The sequence below is a fragment of the Arcicella rosea genome (assembly GCF_040543805.1).
In the GTDB taxonomy this organism is placed as follows: Bacteria; Bacteroidota; Bacteroidia; order Cytophagales; family Spirosomataceae; genus Arcicella; species Arcicella rosea.
In genome coordinates, this window is the sequence record NZ_JBEUMS010000009.1 from 128,655 (window position 1) to 148,967 (window position 20,313).

The 20,313-nt window shown below is 35.9% G+C and carries 16 protein-coding genes; 8 read left to right on the plus strand and 8 right to left on the minus strand.

What is annotated here, in order from left to right; genetic code table 11:
- The first annotated feature begins 67 nt into the window (after window positions 1-67).
- From ABID42_RS13410 to ABID42_RS13420, 3 genes are all read left to right on the plus strand, one after another.
- On the plus strand, window positions 68-1,435 hold the full coding sequence (locus tag ABID42_RS13410; protein ID WP_367284077.1) for a sigma-54-dependent transcriptional regulator: 1,368 nt from the start codon (window positions 68-70) through the stop codon (window positions 1,433-1,435).
- A gap of 64 nt (window positions 1,436-1,499) precedes the next feature.
- Complete coding sequence (locus ABID42_RS13415) at window positions 1,500-2,702, plus strand: anhydro-N-acetylmuramic acid kinase (RefSeq protein WP_367284078.1); 1,203 nt, start codon at window positions 1,500-1,502, stop codon at window positions 2,700-2,702.
- A 166-nt stretch (window positions 2,703-2,868) separates the two neighbouring features.
- The gene (locus ABID42_RS13420; protein ID WP_367284079.1) at window positions 2,869-3,576 is read left to right on the plus strand and encodes a head GIN domain-containing protein; all 708 of its coding nucleotides are present in this window, start codon (window positions 2,869-2,871) and stop codon (window positions 3,574-3,576) included.
- 57 nt (window positions 3,577-3,633) lie between these two features.
- Here ABID42_RS13420 and ABID42_RS13425 read toward each other — a convergent pair whose 3' ends face one another.
- A complete protein-coding gene (locus tag ABID42_RS13425) occupies window positions 3,634-4,623 on the minus strand; it encodes a toxin-antitoxin system YwqK family antitoxin (protein ID WP_367284080.1) in 990 nt (329 codons plus the stop codon).
- A 189-nt stretch (window positions 4,624-4,812) separates the two neighbouring features.
- On the opposite strand from ABID42_RS13425, the gene fcl reads away from it, so the two are divergent.
- A complete protein-coding gene (gene fcl, locus ABID42_RS13430) occupies window positions 4,813-5,754 on the plus strand; it encodes a GDP-L-fucose synthase (protein ID WP_367284081.1) in 942 nt (313 codons plus the stop codon).
- 62 nt (window positions 5,755-5,816) lie between these two features.
- On the opposite strand, the gene ABID42_RS13435 is transcribed toward fcl, so the two are convergent.
- The 3 genes from ABID42_RS13435 to ABID42_RS13445 are packed head-to-tail and all read right to left on the minus strand — an operon-like array spanning window position 5,817 to window position 9,009.
- The gene (locus ABID42_RS13435) at window positions 5,817-6,449 is read right to left on the minus strand and encodes a NeuD/PglB/VioB family sugar acetyltransferase (protein ID WP_367284082.1); all 633 of its coding nucleotides are present in this window, start codon (window positions 6,447-6,449) and stop codon (window positions 5,817-5,819) included.
- Window positions 6,450-6,476: 27 nt separating this feature from the next.
- The gene (locus tag ABID42_RS13440) at window positions 6,477-7,751 is read right to left on the minus strand and encodes a M14 family zinc carboxypeptidase (protein WP_367284083.1); all 1,275 of its coding nucleotides are present in this window, start codon (window positions 7,749-7,751) and stop codon (window positions 6,477-6,479) included.
- A gap of 19 nt (window positions 7,752-7,770) precedes the next feature.
- Window positions 7,771-9,009, minus strand: coding sequence for a voltage-gated chloride channel family protein (locus tag ABID42_RS13445; RefSeq protein ID WP_367284084.1), 1,239 nt, complete (start codon window positions 9,007-9,009; stop codon window positions 7,771-7,773).
- Window positions 9,010-9,386: 377 nt separating this feature from the next.
- On the opposite strand from ABID42_RS13445, the gene ABID42_RS13450 reads away from it, so the two are divergent.
- Together ABID42_RS13450 and ABID42_RS13455 are read left to right on the plus strand one after the other, a co-directional pair.
- A complete protein-coding gene (locus ABID42_RS13450; protein WP_367284085.1) occupies window positions 9,387-9,914 on the plus strand; it encodes a YceI family protein in 528 nt (175 codons plus the stop codon).
- A 152-nt stretch (window positions 9,915-10,066) separates the two neighbouring features.
- On the plus strand, window positions 10,067-10,807 hold the full coding sequence (locus ABID42_RS13455; protein ID WP_367284086.1) for a pirin family protein: 741 nt from the start codon (window positions 10,067-10,069) through the stop codon (window positions 10,805-10,807).
- 117 nt (window positions 10,808-10,924) lie between these two features.
- On the opposite strand, the gene ABID42_RS13460 is transcribed toward ABID42_RS13455, so the two are convergent.
- The 4 genes from ABID42_RS13460 to ABID42_RS13475 all read right to left on the minus strand — a co-directional run bounded on the left by ABID42_RS13460 (window position 10,925) and on the right by ABID42_RS13475 (window position 16,280).
- Window positions 10,925-12,397, minus strand: a complete 1,473-nt coding sequence (locus ABID42_RS13460) for a DUF4301 family protein (RefSeq protein WP_367284087.1) — start codon at window positions 12,395-12,397, stop codon at window positions 10,925-10,927.
- An 85-nt stretch (window positions 12,398-12,482) separates the two neighbouring features.
- Window positions 12,483-13,739 (minus strand): metal-dependent hydrolase family protein, encoded by a 1,257-nt coding sequence (locus ABID42_RS13465; RefSeq protein ID WP_367284088.1) that lies wholly within the window; start codon window positions 13,737-13,739, stop codon window positions 12,483-12,485.
- A 203-nt stretch (window positions 13,740-13,942) separates the two neighbouring features.
- Window positions 13,943-14,671, minus strand: a complete 729-nt coding sequence (locus ABID42_RS13470) for an SIMPL domain-containing protein (protein ID WP_367284089.1) — start codon at window positions 14,669-14,671, stop codon at window positions 13,943-13,945.
- 259 nt (window positions 14,672-14,930) lie between these two features.
- On the minus strand, window positions 14,931-16,280 hold the full coding sequence (locus ABID42_RS13475) for a glycoside hydrolase family 88/105 protein (protein WP_367284090.1): 1,350 nt from the start codon (window positions 16,278-16,280) through the stop codon (window positions 14,931-14,933).
- Between the two features lie 130 nt (window positions 16,281-16,410).
- Between ABID42_RS13475 and ABID42_RS13480 the strand changes: the two genes are divergently transcribed.
- Both ABID42_RS13480 and ABID42_RS13485 read left to right on the plus strand, forming a co-directional pair.
- Window positions 16,411-18,624 carry an alpha-galactosidase gene (locus ABID42_RS13480; protein WP_367284091.1) on the plus strand — a complete coding sequence of 738 codons (2,214 nt, stop codon included), beginning with the start codon at window positions 16,411-16,413 and terminating at the stop codon, window positions 18,622-18,624.
- 203 nt (window positions 18,625-18,827) lie between these two features.
- Complete coding sequence (locus ABID42_RS13485) at window positions 18,828-20,159, plus strand: sensor histidine kinase (protein ID WP_367284092.1); 1,332 nt, start codon at window positions 18,828-18,830, stop codon at window positions 20,157-20,159.
- Window positions 20,160-20,313 lie beyond the last annotated feature (154 nt).

The window sequence follows — 20,313 nt, forward strand, 5'->3', positions numbered from 1 at the left end:
TATAAACGATGCTCAATTCTGTTTAAAAAAGGCTTACATCTCAACACTCATAGCTTAAATCTCTAACATGTCTCTAAAAAACGCCAAAATACTTGCTATCGATGATGACCCAGACGTACTGGTTGCTGTGAAAATGTTACTTCGTCCTGAAGTAAAAGAAATCGTTACCGAAAAAAATCCTGAACGCATTCAATCATTATTGGCTCAAACTCAATTCGATTTGATTTTGCTGGATATGAACTACAAAAGTTCATTGAATACAGGAAATGAAGGTATTTTTTGGTTGAGAAAAATCAGAGAAATCAATAAATCTGTAGCCGTAATTATGATTACCGCTTATGGAGATATTGATTTGGCAGTCCGTTCGGTGAAAGAAGGAGCAACAGATTTTGTATTGAAACCTTGGCGAAATGAAAAATTATTAGTCACTATTGAAGAAGCTCTTGAAAAATCTGCTTTAGAAAATCCCATCTCAAGTAAAAATAAAAAAAGTGTAGCTCCGACCATTATCAATTCTTTACTTGGTAAAAGCGAAGCCATGCAAGATATTTTCTATAAAATCGAAAAGATTGCTCCGACCGATGCCAATATTTTGATTTTAGGAGAAAACGGAACAGGAAAAGGGGAAGTAGCAAAATTGATTCATCAAAAATCAATGAGAGCTGGAAAACCCTTTGTCCATGCAGACTTAGGTTCCTTAACGGAAAGTTTATTTGAATCTGAATTGTTCGGACATAAAAAAGGCGCATTTACCGATGCTCGTGAAGACCGTGCTGGTCGTTTTGAATCAGCCAATAAAGGCACTTTATTTTTGGATGAAATCGGCAATATTTCTTTGCCACAACAAGCAAAATTATTGACTGTTTTGCAGAATAGAGAAGTAACTCGTTTGGGAACAAATGCACCAGTAGCAATTGATATTCGTTTAATTTCTGCGACAAATGCACCAATCAAAGAAATGTCGGCACAAAATCAGTATCGCAAAGATTTAATTTATCGACTAAATACCATCGAAATTACTCTGCCTCCACTTCGTAGTCGTGGAGATGATGTCGTTTTACTGGCGGAGTATTTTACAAAGACTTACGCACAGCAATACCACAAAAATCTTCGTGAAATTGACGATAAAGCCAAAGATAAATTGCGTAAATATGCTTTTCCAGGTAATATTCGTGAATTGCAACATGCCATAGAAAGAGCCGTAATTATGTCGGATGAACAAATATTAACGGCTCGTGATTTGGACTTAAGTTCTTCCATCGAAAATCCTATTGCCATGAGTAATGAGCCTAATACTTTACGGATTGATGAAATGGAAAAATCAACGATTCTGAAAGCCATCGAAAGACATGACGGGAACATCACCAAAGCCGCTCGTGAATTAGGTTTAACCCGCACCGCTTTGTATAGACGTTTAGGGAAGTATGATATTTAATCAAATTTAAGTGATTAATAATATGTGAAAACACTGAACGGATACTCATCAATTAGACAAAAACATGAATAAAAACGTAGAAAAACTTTATCAACTAGCTGGAAAAACTTCTCGAAAAATTATTGGTTTGATGTCTGGTACTTCAATGGATGGACTGGATGTAGCCCTTTGTGAAATTTCAGGAAGTGGAGAAGACACCGTTGTTAAACTATTGAATTTCCAAACCGTTGATTATTCCGAAGCCATCAAAACGGAAATCAGAAAAGTATTTGCCAAAAAAACGATTGATTTTCAACACTTAGCTTTACTGAATGAATGGATTGGTTTACTACATGCTGAAATGATTTTGGATTGTCTAAAAAAGTGGGAAATTGCTACTGACGAAGTAGATTTGGTCGCTTCTCATGGGCAAACTGTGATGCACGCTCCTAAAATTTTGCATCAGCAAGAAATGTTTCCTAATGCCACTTTACAAATTGGCGACGGCGACCACATCGCTGTAAAAACGGGTATTATTACGCTTTCTGATTTCAGGCAAAAACATATTGCTGCTGGTGGCGAAGGTGCACCTTTAGCCGTTTATGGAGATTACTTTATTTTCGGAAAAAAGGGAGAAAACCGCATTATGCTCAATATGGGTGGTATTGCCAATTTCACTTTTTTACCTGCAAGTATGAATCCTGAAGAAGTATTTGTGACGGATACAGGAACTGGAAATACGCTGATTGATGCTTTCACAAGAGTTTATTTTCCAGATTTGGCTTATGATAAAGATGCAGCCATTGCCAAACAAGGGATTGTCAATGCAAGATTGTTAGAAGTACTAAAAGCAGATAATTTCTTTTTTGCTCCTTTCCCAAAAACAACTGGACCAGAATTATTCAGTATTGAATATGTCAAAAGAGCACAGGAAATCAGTAAAACAGAAAGTATTTCTGTGAATGATTTATTGGCGACTCTTACCCGATTCAGTGCAGAAACCATTTCAGAAGCCATTCATTGGGCGGTAGGCTCGCAATCGTTAGCAGATTTCAATATTTATCTTTCTGGTGGAGGAATGCACAATCCATTGTTGGTTCAATGGTTGAAAGAATTAATTCCTTCTAATTTCTTTAAAACAGACGATTTAGGTATTTCTGGCGATGCCAAGGAAGCAGTACTCTTTGCCATTTTAGCTAACGAAACCGTTGCTGGTGGAGGATCAGATTTTGGAACAAGAAAAGGAATTCCTTCGGTAGCGATGGGCAAAATTTCTTTTCCAAGCTAATGCAACCTTTAATTGCTCCTTTGCATCTAATGACAGAGTTGTAGAATTTCGGATTTTTGATGTCGGATTTCGGTGATTTTTAAATTGATTTCAAAGCCGTCATTCATTCAATCACTAACTCGCTCATTCACAATCAGATAATTATCACAATTAGACAATAGGTATCATGAAAAACATCGCTAAATCTCTTTCAATAGTATTTATTACGCTTTTTTCGGTAGTAACTACTTTTGCTCAACTTACTAAAGAAAACCGTTCGGTTGCTGGTTTTAAAACCATTCGTGTAACAAGTGGAATCGATTTGTATATCAAACAAGGAAATGTACAATCAGTTATCGTGAATGCGGACAAAGATAAAATCAATGACATCGTTACAGAAGTAAAAGATGGAGGCTTGAGTATCTATGTTGAAAACTCTAAATGGGGTTGGTTCAATTGGAATTCAAAACCTGTAAAAGTGTATGTTACCATAAAAGACTTAACTGGTATTTCTGCTACAGGAGGTTCAGATGTTTATTCAGAAAATAAATTAGATTTAATTAAACTAAACGTAAGTGCTACAGGAGGTTCGGATGTTAAATTAGAACTAGATGCCGACGAACTTACTTGCCAAACAACAGGCGGTTCGGATGTTACTTTGGTTGGAACGGCTACTGTTTTTAAAGCTTCATCAACGGGAGGAAGTGATTTGAAAGCTTCAGATTTAAGAACGAGTTTCTGTAGTGTTTCGTCAACTGGTGGTTCTGATGCCTATGTTTGGGCTGAAAAAGAAATTAGTATTACAGCCACTGGCGGTAGCGATGTATATCACAAAGGTAATGCAAGAGTAGTAAAATCAAGCTCTTCGGGCGGTTCGGATATTCATAAACGATAGATTTTGAATAAATAAAAAAGCGGTTGCTTCATTGGAACCAACCGCTTTTTTATTGTCCTAATTCTCCTCTTCATCCTCACTTTTCTTTTTTGCTTTGGGTGCTTCGTAAATGATTTTCCCTTTGTTGTCTCGCTCTTGCAGAACGACAGTTTCAGAAGTATCAAATTTGTCTTTTGGATAAAGCGTTTCCTTTTTTAAGCGTCCCATTGCTCCAAATTGATGATACTCTCGCCAACGACCTATTTTTACGCTATCATCAAATTTTCCTTCTTCTTTTAGCTGTCCACCTTCATAAAATGAGCGATATTCCCCCGTTACTTTATTGTATTTTACAGGAACTACTTCTTTGATTTTGGTTTCAGCTTTGTCGTAATAGCTAATTTTTGAATCAGCAAAAAAACCTTTTTTGTACTTTTCTTTTGTTAGCAAAATATACTCTTGATTGTAAGTTTCCCAACGTCCATCTTTTACACCAACATAAAAAAAACCTTCTTCTACTAACTCGTCGTTCACATATTTTTTATAAGGACCGTGACAAACTTCTCCGTAATTTTTATCTTTTCTAGGCACGTTGGTTACTCTTCTAAGTTTTGGGTCGTACCACCAAATTTCTTTAGCATAAATACTTGGTTCGGCTTCATCAGGATTTCTCAGTACATGAATTTCTTCAACGGTTAGCCTTGTTCCAGAACCATATTCGCCAATGCGTAACTCAAATTTTATGTCTTCGTAAGAATCTTTAGGCTGTTTTTTTACTTTACTTTTCTTTTTCGATTTATTGATTTTTAAGCCTAAATCAGCCGTTAAATCACTAGCATCGCTACTTAACCTCTTAAATTCATCTTGATTGTCTTTGATAGTTTTCTTAGCATTTTTTACATTGTCTAATAAATCAGACTGGATTAAGCCACCTAGAATTCCACCTTTTTTCTTAGCAGAAGTATCGGTTTTCGGTTTGGCATTCGTCTTGAATTCATCATTTTGTGCAAATGAGCATTGGGAAACGAACGAAAATATAAGTATTAAAAAGAAAACGATAGACTTCATTTTTATAGACGAAAAGATATTATGGAATCAAAAGAATCGAAAATCAACAGGTTTGCCATGTCAGATTTTCCTGTTATAAACTTGAAATGGTTACCTTTGTGAACGAAAATACGAATAATTTATTTTTATAAGTAAAGATAAGGAATTTCGTTCTATCACAAGAACAGAGCAAATTATACGATATATATCTTGGAAAAAGACGCTAAAATTTACATCGCTGGCCACAGAGGAATGGTAGGCTCAGCAATTCATAGAAAACTACAAGAAAAAGGTTTTACCAATTTTGTATTGAAAACCTCTAAAGAACTTGACCTTCGTAATCAGCAAGCTGTTGCCGATTTTTTTGAGAATGAAAAGCCTGAATATGTATTCTTGGCTGCTGCAAAAGTAGGAGGGATTATCGCCAATAATACTTACAGAGCCGATTTTTTGTTTGAAAATTTGTCGATTCAAAACAATGTAATTCATAGTTCCTTTGTAAACAAAGTGAAAAAGTTGATGTTTTTGGGTTCTTCGTGTATTTATCCAAAATTAGCTCCGCAACCTTTGAAAGAAGAATATTTGTTGACAGGCTTGTTGGAAGAAACCAATGAACCTTATGCCATTGCCAAAATTGCAGGAATTAAAATGTGTGAGTCCTACAGAAGACAATACTGCTGTGATTTTATTTCGGTAATGCCAACGAATCTTTATGGCCCGAATGATAATTATGATTTACAAAAATCGCACGTAATGCCTGCGATGATTCGTAAATTTCATGAGGCTAAATTAGCTGGAAATACTTCTGTAACGCTTTGGGGAACGGGTTCGCCAATGAGAGAATTTTTGCATGCTGACGATTTAGCAGAAGCTTGTGTTTTCTTGATGGAAAATTACAGTGAAGAAGAGTTTATTAATGTTGGAACTGGAACAGATGTAACGATTAAGGAATTGGCAGAAACCGTAAAAAAAGTAGTTGGTTTTACAGGAGAATTAATTTGGGATACTTCTAAGCCAGATGGTACGCCAAGAAAATTAATGGATGTTTCAAAACTTCATGCTAAAGGTTGGAAGCACACAATAGCACTAGAGCAAGGAATTGCTTTGGCATATCAAGATTTTTTAGTCCATCATGATACGTTAAGATTATAATGAAAAATTCTCTATTTAGGAAATGGACTTTTCCTAAATAGAGAATTTTTTAATACGTTGAATTATACTTTCTTCGCTGGGTTTCCGAAAACTGTTTCACGAGCTTTTACGCTTTCAACTACTACTGAACCTGCTCCAATTCTTGCTCCTTTTCCGATTTTCACGCCTCCAACAATTGTTACGCCTGAACCGATAAAAACGTTATCGTCAATCGAAACGCCAGCTCCGATGATACTTCCTGCTCCGATTTGTACGAAATCTCCTACTTTGGCATCATAATCGACAATCACACGACTGTGGAGTAAATTATGGTTTCCAATTTCTGCACGAGCGTTGATGATTGTTCCTGCTGAAATCAAATTTCCATGACCGATAGTGGCTGTTACGGCAATGGCAGTTTGCTCGTGGATAGCATTTACAGGTTGTACTTTTTTATCGTTATGCAACATTTCTACCAAATTCTGACGAACTTTTAATTCATCAATTGCGATAAATACTTCACATCTTTTTCCGATTAATTTGGTATAATCATCGTCGTCAGTACTTCCCATCACGATTACATCGTCGATTTCTGTATTGTGCAATTCTTTGTTATCGTCTAAAAAAGCATAGACCACAACATTATTTGTTTTGAAAATATCAAGGGCGACAGCTCCTAAACCGCCTGCACCTAAAATCATTACTGGATTCTCCATACATTTTTCTTGATTCTCAGAATCAAGTTACAATTTTACTCCGTTATTAATTTTATAAATTACTTTTCTGTCTTTTATTAATTCAAAATCAGCTTTTTGTCCCAATCCAATTTCTTTTTCTGCACTAAATGTTAAGCCTGTGGCATCAATTTCGTCTGTACCAAAAAACACCGACATGTCTCCAATTTCCTCAATTACAGAACTTTGCGTAAAATAGTCTCTGCCTTTTACTGGTCTTTCGTTTCTATTAATGGCAATATCGGCTTGGTAAGTGCTACTTCCTTTTTTGATAGTGGCATTTCTGATAATTAAATCAAAAATCACTTTATCATTTACAGGAATTGTATCGTACTCGTTGATATTTTCTTTTTCATACGATTTATCCGAAATCATTTTCAAACCTGTAAGTATCGAAACAAAATTCAGTTTTCGGATGTACTGTTTTTCTGGGTCGCCTTTGAAACCACCCGATTCTATCAAAATCAAGGTAGAACCCCATTTTTGAATATTATCGCCAAAAGCTCGTGGTTCAAAATCGGAAGGCCATTTGCCAACGGCATTCGGAATAAAAGGCTGTAAAGCATGATTCATTCCGACGATAATCAACATCGCTTTTTTTCGAGTTTCGTTTACTTCTTGGGCTTCGTTATAAGCCGTTGCCAAAAAAGAAATCGTAGCTAAATTGCCCGTTTTGCCAGCCGAATAACGTCTGCCTTTGTCGTGAAGATTGAATGAAAAATCTGGTTTTAAATCCAACACTAATTTTTTCAATAAACTTCCTTCTGGCGTTTGTGTTGCCAAAGCATCACGATTCATATCAACTCCCAAAGCCGTGTAGCGTGTCCACGCTTCTGCCCCGTCAGGATTCAACATCGGAACAAAATAAAAAGTGCATTCTTTCAACAAATCTATTCGCAATTGCGTCAGTGTTTGGTCTTCGTTGACGGTACTTGTCTTATTTTCCAAGAAATTAAAAATGTCCATCAAAGCCATTGTTGCCGTAGCTTCATCGCCGTGCATTTGCGACCAAAGGAGTACTTTGGTTTTTCCTGTTCCACATTTTATCAAGAAAATATCTCTTCCTTCACTCGACTGCGTAGCTTTTGACACTTCAAACAAAGGATTTTTCTTCATTTGTTCAATTCTATCTACCAAAGTTTGGTGTCCGAATCTACGTTTTGTAACCGTTGATTCACGGAAAATATCGTGATTTTCGTGAAGTGTTTTTCCTAAATCTTGAGCGTAATTTTCTGATATGGCATTCATCATAAACATCAATATAATTAATATAATCTTTTTCATCGGCTTCAGGTTGAAAGGTTTATAAAAACTCTTCGTCGGGTATTTTATGTTTTTCCACACCAATTTTCTGGGCTGAGTAAATCCCTGAATGACCTGAAAAAGAGTAAGCCATCACGCAAGCCAATGCTAAATAAATAGCAGATTCTGCTCCAAATAACTCAATTCCCATCAAAGTACAAGCAATGGGTGTGTTGGAAGCTCCTGCAAAAACGCCCACAAAGCCCATTCCTGCCAAAAGAGCTATCGGAAGCGGAATAAAATTCGTCAAAGCATTTCCCATCGTTGCTCCGATATAAAACAAGGGCGTTACTTCGCCACCTTTAAATCCTGAACCTAAAGTAAGCGATGTAAAAAATATTTTTGCTAAAAAATCATAAAAAGGTAGTTTTTCGCTAAACGATTCAACAATCACAGGAATACCCAAACCATTATATTTCGAAGTACCCACCGCAAAAAACAAAATGGCTAAAAGTACGCCACCGATTACTGGTCGCAAAGGTGGATAAGTAATTTTACTTTTGAATAAATTACTCCAAAAATGTGTGCTTTTGGCAAAAAGCATTCCGACTAAACCAAATAAAATTCCCGCTAATATCGCCCATGAAATAGCAGGAATAGCCAAATGTGGTACTTCTGGAATGGTATAATGTGTATGACCAACATGCCAAAGTTTCTGACAAGTATAATCGGCAAATAATGCCGAAAAAAGACTTGGCAGAATGGCTTCATAACGTACTTTACCGATAAAAGCGACCTCTAAAGCAAAAATTGTTCCTGCCAAAGGAGTACCAAAAACCGAAGCAAAGCCAGCACTTATGCCCATCATCAACAATATCTTTCGGTCTAAATCATTGAATTTTAAAGGTTTTGTAAAAAAATCAACGATTGCACCGCCCATTTGTACAGCCGTTCCTTCTCTTCCTGCCGAACCTCCAACCAAATGCGTGAGTAAAGTAGTCAATAAAATCAGCGGCATCATTTTAAAAGGAATTGTTTTTTCAGGATACTGAATTTCTTCAATCAATTGATTATTTCCTTTTGCTACGTCTTGCCCGAAGTAATGATAAATAGCACCAACCGCCAAACCGCCCAATGGCAAAAACCAAATCAACCAAGGATGATTTTCACGAAAATGAGTTGTCCAATCAAGTGAAACTAAAAAGAAAGCCGAAGCAGAACCAATTGCCAAACCGACAATGACTGCTATTAGAAACCACTTCAACGTAAATTTCAAAACAAAGATTTGTTGATTCATCATTTGTGTTGGTGAGTTAATCAAGTAAAATTACGGAATGTAATCCAATATAAGTAAGAGTGATAAATGGCGGATTTGAGATTTGGGATTTAGGATTAGTATTTACGAAGGATTAAAACTAAGTTGACGTAGTGGCAAACCCTTGCGGTTGCCGTTTTGAGTGCGGCAACTGCAAGGGTTTGCCGCTACAAAAAATTAAACTAATGAAATATTTTGAACAAATTAAATCATTCGTACAGCTCTAAGTTCGGATGTGTGAATTGGTGGTATTTTATTTTTTCAATTTTTTTTAATTCAATTGAACCTATTTTGTATTTTAATGTTATTACATTAAATGTATATACATTTATATTTTAATAATAAATAAACTAAACATAACAATGGCAACTGCAACTTGGGCAATCGACGCTTCACATTCAGAAATTCAATTTAAAGTAAAACATTTAGTAATTACTACAGTAACAGGAAACTTCAAGGAATTCAGTGGTTCGGTAGAAGCTGGGGATGATTTTGATGGTGCGTCAATTTCATTTGAAGCAAATACTGCTTCAATTAACACAAATAGCGAACAACGTGATGGACATTTGAAAAGTGCGGATTTCTTTGATGCGGAAACATTTCCAACATTATCTTTCAAATCTACTTCTTTCACAAAAGATGGTGACGATTTTGAATTAGTGGGCAATTTAACAATCAAAGATGTTACTTTACCAGTAACACTTGACGTAGAATATAACGGAACAGCTACTGACCCTTGGGGAAATGTAAAAGCTGGTTTTGAATTAAAAGGAAAAATAAATCGTAAAGATTTTGGTTTAGCTTGGAACGCAATCACAGAAGCAGGAAGTGCTTTGGTAAGTGAAGAAGTAAAATTAATTGCCAATATTCAATTGGTGAAACAAGCGTAATTTGAATTTTGAGTTGGGAGTTTTGAGTGCGGAGTTTGTAGATTTGAGATAGATTAGTCAACTTTTGTAAAGTTGACTAATCTTAAAAGTTAAAAATACAATCTCATGGCTGAAAGCTCACAGCTCAAAACTAATTGTTAAATAATAAAACAATGGAAACGATATTCGGAACAGCCTTCAAAAAAACTTTACATAAAGCTGGTACCCGTGGACAGGCTGACCACGGTTGGTTGAAAACTCGCTTAACATTTTCATTTTCGGGTTATCATGACCCTAAAAGAGTACATTTTGGCGTGCTAAGAGTATTGAATGATGACCAAATTGCTGGCGGAAAAGGTTTCGGAATGCACCCGCACGATAATATGGAAATCATTACGATTCCAACAGAAGGCGTGGTTGAACATAAAGATAACCAAGGCAATCACGGTATTATCACCAAAGGCGAAGTACAAGTAATGTCGGCTGGAACGGGCGTTTACCATTCAGAGTTTAACCATCAAAAAGACGAGACCTTAAAATTATTTCAAATTTGGTTGTTTCCGAATAAAGGAAATGTAACACCTCGTTACGACCAAATGAAATTTGATTTGGAAGCTCAACATAACAATTTTCAATTATTGGTTACGCCAATTGAAGCTAATATTCCAAATACTTTGGGTATTCATCAAGATGCGTATTTCAGTATGGGCAAGTTTGAAGCGGGGAAAGAGTTTACTTACAAAATCAATCGTGAAGGAAACGGTTTGTACATTTTTGTAGTAAACGGTAGCGTATATACAAGTGACGAAACGTTAGAATTACGTGATGGTTTGGGATTAGAAGGTACTTCGGAAGTAAATTTCAAAACTGAAAATGGTGTTGAATTATTATTAATGGAAGTACCGATGGAATAGTTTTGAGTGCTGAGTGAGGAGTTTTGAGTGAGGAGTATTTTTTTTAATTATTCCTCACTCAAAACTCCTCATTCACAATTCACTTTACTCCTCACTCTGCACTCAACATTCATCACTCTATTGATGTTCGTCTCTTAATAAATCGTTCACTGTTTTTACAGGATTGAAAGTAATTAAAGGAACTTCTACAAAAATAGTGTTCCAATCAGACATTGCACCGTTCCAAAGTCCTGGTAATTCTTGTGCTTTCAAGTCTTTACCATCTTTAGATTTTTGAGTAACAAAACCTGTTTTTGGGTCACGGAATTTCAATAAGTCGAATTTTTCGCCTTTGTTATTTTTCAAAGAACAAATCAAATCAACTGGATTGAAGTGTGTTGAGTTATTGAAAATAGCTTTTTGCTCTTCATCGTCTAAATCAACCTGAGCAGATTCTACAATTTGTAATGAAGTAGTTCTATCAGCATTTTTACACCAGAAAGGACCACCACCTGGCTCTCCAGTATTTTTTACTACGCCACAAACTCGTAATGGACGATTCAATTTCTTTAAGAAATAAGCTACTTTATCGTTGTGAGGCAAATCTGTAAACGTTGAATTTTGTAAGACACAAAGTTCTTTTTCAAAGAATTCTGTCAATTCATTAATCAAAGGTTGCGAAGCCCACTCTGTTAATTGATGTTGATAATCAAAAATCTTATCTTGATAATGAAGTAAAACGCCCGCCAAAGCTTTCTTATAATCATAAGTAGTTTGTTTGATGCGGTCTGGCACTACATTATCAATATTTTTAATGAACACAATATTGGCATCAATATCATTCAAATTAGCCAACAAAGCACCATGACCCGCTGGACGGAACAATAACGAACCATCTTTTTCACGGAATGGCGTATTGTCCAAATTCACGGCAATGGTATCTGTCGATTTTCTTTGCTCAGAAAAAGTAATGTCATATTTTACACCGTAGTCAGCTTCATAAGTAGGTAATACTGCATCTAAAAGTGCCTTGAAACGGCTTAAATGCTCTGGAGAAACGGTGAAATGTAATTTCACGATTCCGTCTGTATTAGCATAATTTGCGCCTTCTACTAAATGCTCTTCGATAGCGGTTCTGTTGGCTTTTTCGTATTTATGAAACTTCAAAAGTCCTTTTGGTAAAGTACCGTATTCTAAACCTTTGCTTGTTAAATAATAGTCAGCAATGGTTTTTTCATCGGCATTTTCAGGGAGAACTTTTTGTAAATCGTCATAAAATGCAAACTCAGATAATCGCTCAAAGAATTGATTCGTTGATTTATCTGATTTCCCTTCTTCCAAAAAGGCAAATAAAGACTTAAACATTCTTGAGGCTGCACCAGAAGCAGGAACAAATTTCAAGGGCGTAATGCTTTTTACTTTACTTTCATAAAGGGCTACATACTCTGCCAGTTTTTCTTCAGAAAGTTGCGTTACGCCATTTTCAGGAATAGCCGCTTTTTGAAGTTGCATAAATGGAAATCCATCTGTAAAATCTTGAATTTGTTGCTCAACGGTTTCTAAGTCAATGCCTAATTCCTGAATTTGATTGAGGTCGTTTTTAGTAAACATAGTAATTTGGTTTGCGGTAATCAATATATGCGCTTATTCTTTATTACAAATATATAAGTTAATCGTTGTCTTCAGCGGTTAGCATTTATTTTTTGTAGATAATACCATTTTTCATGACAAATATCACATTTTTCAGGCTTGAGATTTGCTTTTCAGGTTCTCCTTGAACGGCAATTATATCGGCTAAATAGCCTGTTTTGATATTTCCTAAATCTTTTAGTTTGAATACTTCTGCATTTATTGAAGTACTCGACTGTAAAACATTTATCGGTTTCATGCCATATTCTACCATCATTTCCATTTCACGAGCATTTTCTCCATGTGGAAAGACGCCCACATCGCCACCCATGCAAATTTTCACGCCAGTGGCTAATGCTTCTTTGAAACTTTTGCGTTTTAGTTGAATGCGCTCTGGCTCTGGTTCTTGTCCTTTTTTCCAACCTTTATATTGAGAAGTAGCATCGCCAGCGGCTAAAGTCGGGCAGAAACATACATCTTTCTCTTTCATCAATTTAAAAATCTCTGCGGTTGCACCATCGCCATGTTCAATCGTTTTTACGCCAGCCATAATTGCTCTGCGCATTCCTTCTGCTGTTGAAGCATGAGCAACTACATCACGACCAGAACTTTTAGCAATATCAACAACCAATTTTAACTCCGATTCTAAAAAAGTTGGTTGTGCATCTTTAAAAAGTCCCCAACGATAATCAGCATATACTTTTATTACATCAGCGCCTTTCCCGATTTGTGTTCTTACTGCTTTTGATAAATTATCTATGCCATCGGCTTCCTCCGCACCTTGAACAACCGTCACGTCCGACTGAAAGCCTTTTGGTCCATAGCTACCAGTAACTACCAAAGCACGACCAGCTACTAACATTCTTGGACCGGGAATAATACCTTTTTCGATAGATTGTTTCAACCCTATATCATCATAATCAGCTCCTTCACTTCCTAAATCTCTGACGGTTGTAAAACCTGCCATCAAAGTATTTTTGGCGTGAACAGTGGCTCTAACGATGCGTTCTGCCCTAGATTCTTTCAAAACTTGGTCGTCCCACGTGGTTTCGTTGTAAGGATGAAGTAATAAATGTGAATGTCCTTCAATCAATCCGGGTAATAACGTTGCATTGGGCAAATTGGTAATTTCTGTATTTTGAGGAATCTTTAGATTTTCGCCAACGGCAATAATTCTATCTTTTTGAACCAACACTTGCCAGTTTTCATGGATATTTTCTCCATCAAATATTCGTGCAGGTTTGAGCAAATAAATACCTTGTTGTGCAAAAGTCTGGACACTAAAAAGTAAAAGGACAGTTAATCTAAGTAAGGATATTTTCATGTTTGCTGAAGAAATGAGTTTATAAACAAAAATAGCACGATTCCGCAGAGTCGTGCTATTAATTGGAGGAAATTGTTTTATTGAGATTTAAGGACTTGAAGACTAGATGACTTTAGGATATGGGAATCTCTTATTAAAAGAAAAACGAAATTTTATTTCTTAATCTTTTTAAGTCCTAAAGTCTTAAAGTCTCTAACCTAACCCTACTTAATCCTAAAAACTGCCTTCACTTCATATCTCACTTTTATCTTCTGAACGTCGATAGTACTTTCAGGCATCACATCGGCTGACTCCGCTCTTGCCGATTTCATCATCATGTTTGAATACATCGGTGCTGGAGAATAACCATTGTCGATTTCGTAGATTTCTAATGCTTCGCCCAATTGTTCGCCAATTCCTTCTAATAAGTACTTCGCTTTTTCTTTGGCTGCTTGCAAAGCTTTAATTTTTACTTCTTTTCTCAACGCTTCTATTTTAGAATATTCGAAGCGACTGATATTTGTGGAAGCAACACCTTTATCATCTACACGTGCAATGATTCCATCAATTTTATACAAATTGGCTACTTTCACGATGTAGCTTTTACTTTCTAAAAAAGTCGTTGGTTTTTTCTTGCCAAACCATTCACGATAACCGTTGATATCGCCTACGCTGAAATTTTCTTTGGCAATGCCAGCTTCTTCAACAGCTTTTTGAAGTTGCTTTTCCAAAACCATAATATCAACTTTATTCTTGTTGTTATTATCTTTAAAATATTCTCTTAAAGTAATAGAAACATAGATTTCATCGGGTAATACTTCTTGTTCGGCACTTCCTGTTACTTCAATTTTTTTAGGTTGAGGTTTCTCTACGATTACTTGTTGAGCAGTACTTGCAAAAGCTCCTAATCCGAATGGGATAACAAGCATTAACATTTTCGCTAATTTTTTCATTTGATTGTTTAATTTGATTTGACAGAGAAACGTGGCTTTACTTTTAAAAGTATTACATTAACAAAAGATTAACATTCGTTCGTAAAACGAGTTTTCAACTCGTCAATAATTAAGAATTCTTTTCCAAATGCAATCTAAGCAAAAAAGCCATCATTTAGGAATTACCCAAATGATGGCTTTTTAGAATATTACTAAAGGATGGAGAGTTTAGTAGATTACTCACTAAATCACTGATTCACTAACTGACTAACTCACAAAATTATTTATTATACTGCAAAGCACTATCGTTCATAGAATACTTTCCAGATTTCATCAATTTCAGCATTTCTGCTCCTGCTAATAAAACTGGACCATAACCATGAGCCGCCAATACATTCACTGGGCGATAATAATAAAAAGCTGGGTCAAAGCCCATTCCTGTTCCTACACAAACGCCTTCTACTTGTCCGCCAGCATTTACTTTCGTTGCTACAGCATTCCAAGCCAATAAAGTAGCAGGACCATAAGCTTTTGCATCAAGCCATCCATTATTGATTGCTCTTGCAAAAGAATAAGCATAAATCGCTGTCGCCGAAGTTTCTAAATAAGAATCTGGACGGTCTAATAATTGATGCCAGAAGCCGCTTCCTGTTTGGTACGAAGCCAAACCTTTAGCATGCGCTCTCAACAATGCCAATACTTCTGCACGACCAGCATGGTTTTCAGGTAAAACATCTAATAATTCAACCATCGTCAACACTGCCCAACCATTTGCACGAGCCCAGTGAAATTCTGGATGAGTTTCCATATCTGCTACCCAACCGTGCATAAATACGTTTTTCTGGCTATTAAACATTCTTTTTGAAAACTGTGAAATCTGTTTTACCGCATCATCAAAGTAACGATTATCGCCTGTTAATTTACCCATTTGTGCTAAAGCAGGTACGCCCATGAATAAATCATCTAACCAAAGTGTATTCGCTTGTGGGCGGTTTCTAGCTAAAGTACCATCCGCAAAACGAAATTCTTTTGTACTGATATAATTCATGTAATTATCAATCAAAGGACGTAAATCTGTTTTCACAATATTACCTCTCGTCGCTTTAATCATAGCAGAACAAACTGCACCACAGTCGTCCAAAGCATGTGGCATAATTACTTGGCGAAGTCCTTTACTTTTTGGGTTTTGCTTCAATACTTCTTTGAAATAAGGTACTTTATCAGCCAAGAAAGTCATGCGTTTACGAGCATACTCATTGAAACGCTCATCGCCCGTTGCTTCACTTGCAGCTAACATTCCTGAATAAGTTACGCCCCATTCGTAGCTTGTTAAGCTGAATGTTCCTCTTTCTACAACCGCACTGGTATCTATTTTGCTAAAATCTGTAATTTCTTTTTTTGTCGTGTTGCTAATTACTTTCATTGGCGTAACAGCATCTAAATACTTGTGGACTCTATTAAGTACTTGTGTTACTTCTTCCACTTTTGGTGTAGTATAAGCCACTGGATAGTCTGGCTGTGCTGTGTGCAACATTTCAGAATGAAGCGGTTTCTGCTTTTGCTGTGCTAAAGTTGGTAAAGTAGCCAAACATAGCAACGAGAAGAAAGAGATTTGATTAATTTTTTTCATGCTTTAATTTTATTAAGAGTGATGAAAAGATAAAGACAATACTGTACAAAATCTAATCAATTCATGATAAGATTGGTTATTAAACTTCGTAAAAAGACTTATTTTGGCATAAATAATCTAAAAAAAGCAAATGTCCAATTACTCTCCAAAAACCTTCTATGTCATTTTAGGAATCTTTTTCATCAGCTTTGGTATCAATGCCCAAAAGCTGATTACCATTCCTATCGAAACTTCACAAAATGCTTTGGTCTTTCAAACCGATAAAGACAACCGTTTAGGAACTGTTTTCTTCGGGAAAAAACTAGCTCAATCGTCTGACTATGGCTTTATTACCAAAGAGTATAAAATCAATGATGAAAATTCAGGGATTTTTAATTCCGTTTACACGCCAAGTGGTACTTGGAATATGGTAGAACCAGCCATCGAAGTAAAACACGCCGATGGAAATTCTTCTTTGGAACTGAAATACGTTAGTCACGAAGTAAAGAAAATTGATGACAATGTTTCTGAAACGGTGATTGTACTAAAAGACCCAGTGTATGCCCTTGAAGTACGACTTTTCTATAAAGTTTATTACAAAGAGAACGTTATAGAACAATGGTCTGTCATCAAACATCAAGAAGCCAAAAATATTACTTTGCAGAAATATGCCTCTGCTAATTTGTATTTTATGGCAGACGATTATTACCTCAATCATTATCACGGTGGTTGGGCAAAAGAAATGAAACCCGAAGAAACTAAACTGACGGCGGGTATCAAAACGCTAGATTCTAAGTTGGGAACAAGAGCCAATTTATTTCAACCGCCAACCTTTATGTTGTCGTTCGATAAACCTGCAACCGAAGATGCTGGTAAAGTATTATTAGGAACTTTAGCTTGGTCGGGGAATTTTAAGATAGATTTTGAATTGGATACTTATCATAACCTTCGTTTGTTGGCTGGAATCAATTCGCATGCTTCTGAGTATTCGTTGGCAAGTAATCAAGATTTTAAAACGCCTTCTTTTATTTTTACTTTCTCGGAAAATGGCAAAGGCGAAGCCAGTAGAAATATGCACAATTGGGCAAGAAAGTATAGGATTTTGGATGGCGAAGGCTCAAGACTTACTTTATTGAACAACTGGGAAGCTACTTATTTTGATTTTGACGAACCCAAATTGACGAAACTTTTTAAAGATGGGAAAAAATTAGGCGTAGATATGTTTTTATTGGATGATGGTTGGTTTGCCAATAAATATCCAAGAAATGGCGATGCTGCAGGTTTAGGAGATTGGCAAGAAAATCGCAAAAAATTGCCCAATGGAATTGGTTACTTGGTAAAAGAAGCAACAAAAGCAGGCATTAAATTTGGGATTTGGGTTGAACCTGAAATGGTAAATCCGAAATCTGAATTATACGAAAAACACCTTGATTGGGTAATTCGTGAACCTCAGCGACCAGAACATTATTTCAGAAATCAATTACCCTTAGATTTGTCGAATCCAGAAGTACAAGATTTTGTATATGGCGTCATTGATAATCTTTTTACCAAAAACCCCGAAATAGCCTTTATCAAATGGGATTGCAATGCGGTTGTTTACAATGCTCATTCTGCTTATTTAGAGAAAAAAGGATTACCACAAACACATCTTTATGTAGAATATGTGCGAGGTTTATATAAAGTATTAGAAAAAATCAGAGCGAAATATCCTAAAGTACCGATGATGTTATGTTCTGGTGGAGGTGGTAGAGTCGATTATGAAGCCTTGAAATACTTCACTGAATTTTGGGTAAGCGATAATACCGACCCACTTGAAAGAGTATTTATGCAGTGGGAATATTCCTATTTTTATCCTGCCATTGCTCAGTGTAATCACATTACAGATTGGAGTAAAGTTGGCATTAAATACCGCACTGACGTTGCGATGATGGGTAAAATGGGTTACGATATTGTAGTCAGTCATTTATCAGAAAAGGAATTAGAATTTAGTCAGCAAGCATTGGCGAATTATAAAAGAATCAGCGATGTTGTTTGGCATGGCGATTTGTATCGTCTGAAAAATCCTTGGGAAAATCCTTATGCTTCTTTGATGTTTAGCAATGCAACACAAGACCACGCTGTGATGTTTTCTTATTTAACGACCAACCGTTACGATGGTGTTTACAGTGTTACTCCTGTAAAACTGAAAGGATTAGACCCAAAAAAGAAGTATAAAATTCAAGAAATAAATGTCTATCCTGATACAAAATCAAGCATTGCCAAAGACCTTGTGTATTCTGGAGATTATTTAATGACCATAGGTTTGAATCCTAATATTACTTTAAGAAGAACAAGTGTAGTGTTGGAATTGACGGAAGTGAAATAATTTTGTATTTTGAGTAATGAGCTAAAAATCATAGATTCACAATTGGATTAAGAATTGTCATCCTTAGCGGTTGCCTTTTGATATGCAGGCAACCGCAAAGGGTATCAACAATTAGAAAGAATATCTAGTAATCAATTATTTTAAACCGAATCGACTGTTCGCTCACAACTCATCATTCACAATTCACAACTTCTAAATCATTTATGTTCAAACTCAATCGCTATGAAGTCAGTCTGACGCTAAGGGTACTTTTACTTTTGGGAAGTATTACTTTGGCGGCTTTTTGTATCGTAAACGATAAGTTTACTTTACTCTTTTTTATCGGATTGGTGCTGTTTTTTCAGATTTTGAGTTTTGTTCAATTCATCAATAAAACCAATACCGAACTAACTCAATTTATTGAAGCGGTTCAATACAGAGATTTCTCCTTACAATTTGCCGAAAAAAATGCACCTGTTTCGGTTCGGCAATTGAGAAGAGCTTTCAACCAAATCAATGGTACTTTCAAACAACTTTCTTCTGAACGAGAAGAACAATATCAATATCTTCAAAAAATATTGGAGCTGGTGGATACTGGAATACTCTCTTATGACCAAAATGGAGAAGTAGGCTGGATGAACGAGGCTTTTAAAAAGATGTTAAGTATTCCTTATTTAAGAAATATTTCTTCTTTAGAAAAACGAAATCTTTTTGTTTTTCAGGCAATTGTTTCTTTAAAAAGTGGAGAGAATCAATTGGTGAAAATAGACCATAAACAGGTTTTGTTAGCCAAAACTACTTTTATGAACGAAGGGAAATTAACACATCTAATCGCCTTCCAAAACGTAAATGAAGCCATTGAAGATACCGAAGCACAAGCCTATCAGAAGTTATTGAGAGTAATGACGCACGAAATTATGAATTCTGTTGCTCCGATTGCCTCTTTGGCAGAAACGATGGAAGGACGATTGAAAAGTGGCGAAAATCCAAATCCAGCCAATAAACAATTATTAGAAGACATTACTTTGGGTGTTTCAACCATCAAGAAACGAAGTGCCAATTTGTTGAAATTTGCCGATACTTATCGACAATTAGCAAAGGTTTCTATTACTTCATTCTCCACTTTTTACATTCGAGATTTGTTTGAAAGTGTAGAGATTCTGCTTGAAAATCAGATTGAACAAAAGAACATTGAATTTGATGTAATTCTAAAAGATTTTGATTTACAAATAGAAGGCGATTTGGCTCTGATAGAACAAGTAATTATCAATTTGATGATTAATGCAATAGATGCTGTTAAAGAATCTGATAATCCACAGATTCAAATCGGAGCGTATTTGAACCCACAAGAAAAAGTAGTGATTGAAGTAAAAGACAATGGTATAGGTATGTCGGCAGAATTGATGGATAAAATTTTTGTACCATTTTTTACTTCAAAAACCAATGGTTCGGGCATTGGTTTAAGTTTGTCAAAACAAATTATGGCATTGCATAAAGGTAGTATCACGGTCAATTCAGTAGAAGGGCAGGGGACTATTTTTAGATTGGTGTTTTAATCTAAAGTACTCATAATTAGTCCTGCACTAAGGTTTAGCTTTGTCTTTAAAGCTGATTTGATGTAGCGGCAAACCCTTGCGGTTGCCGTTTTGAGTGCGGCAACCGCAAGGGTTTGCCGCTACAAAAATATTAATTTAAGAAATATTTGAACAA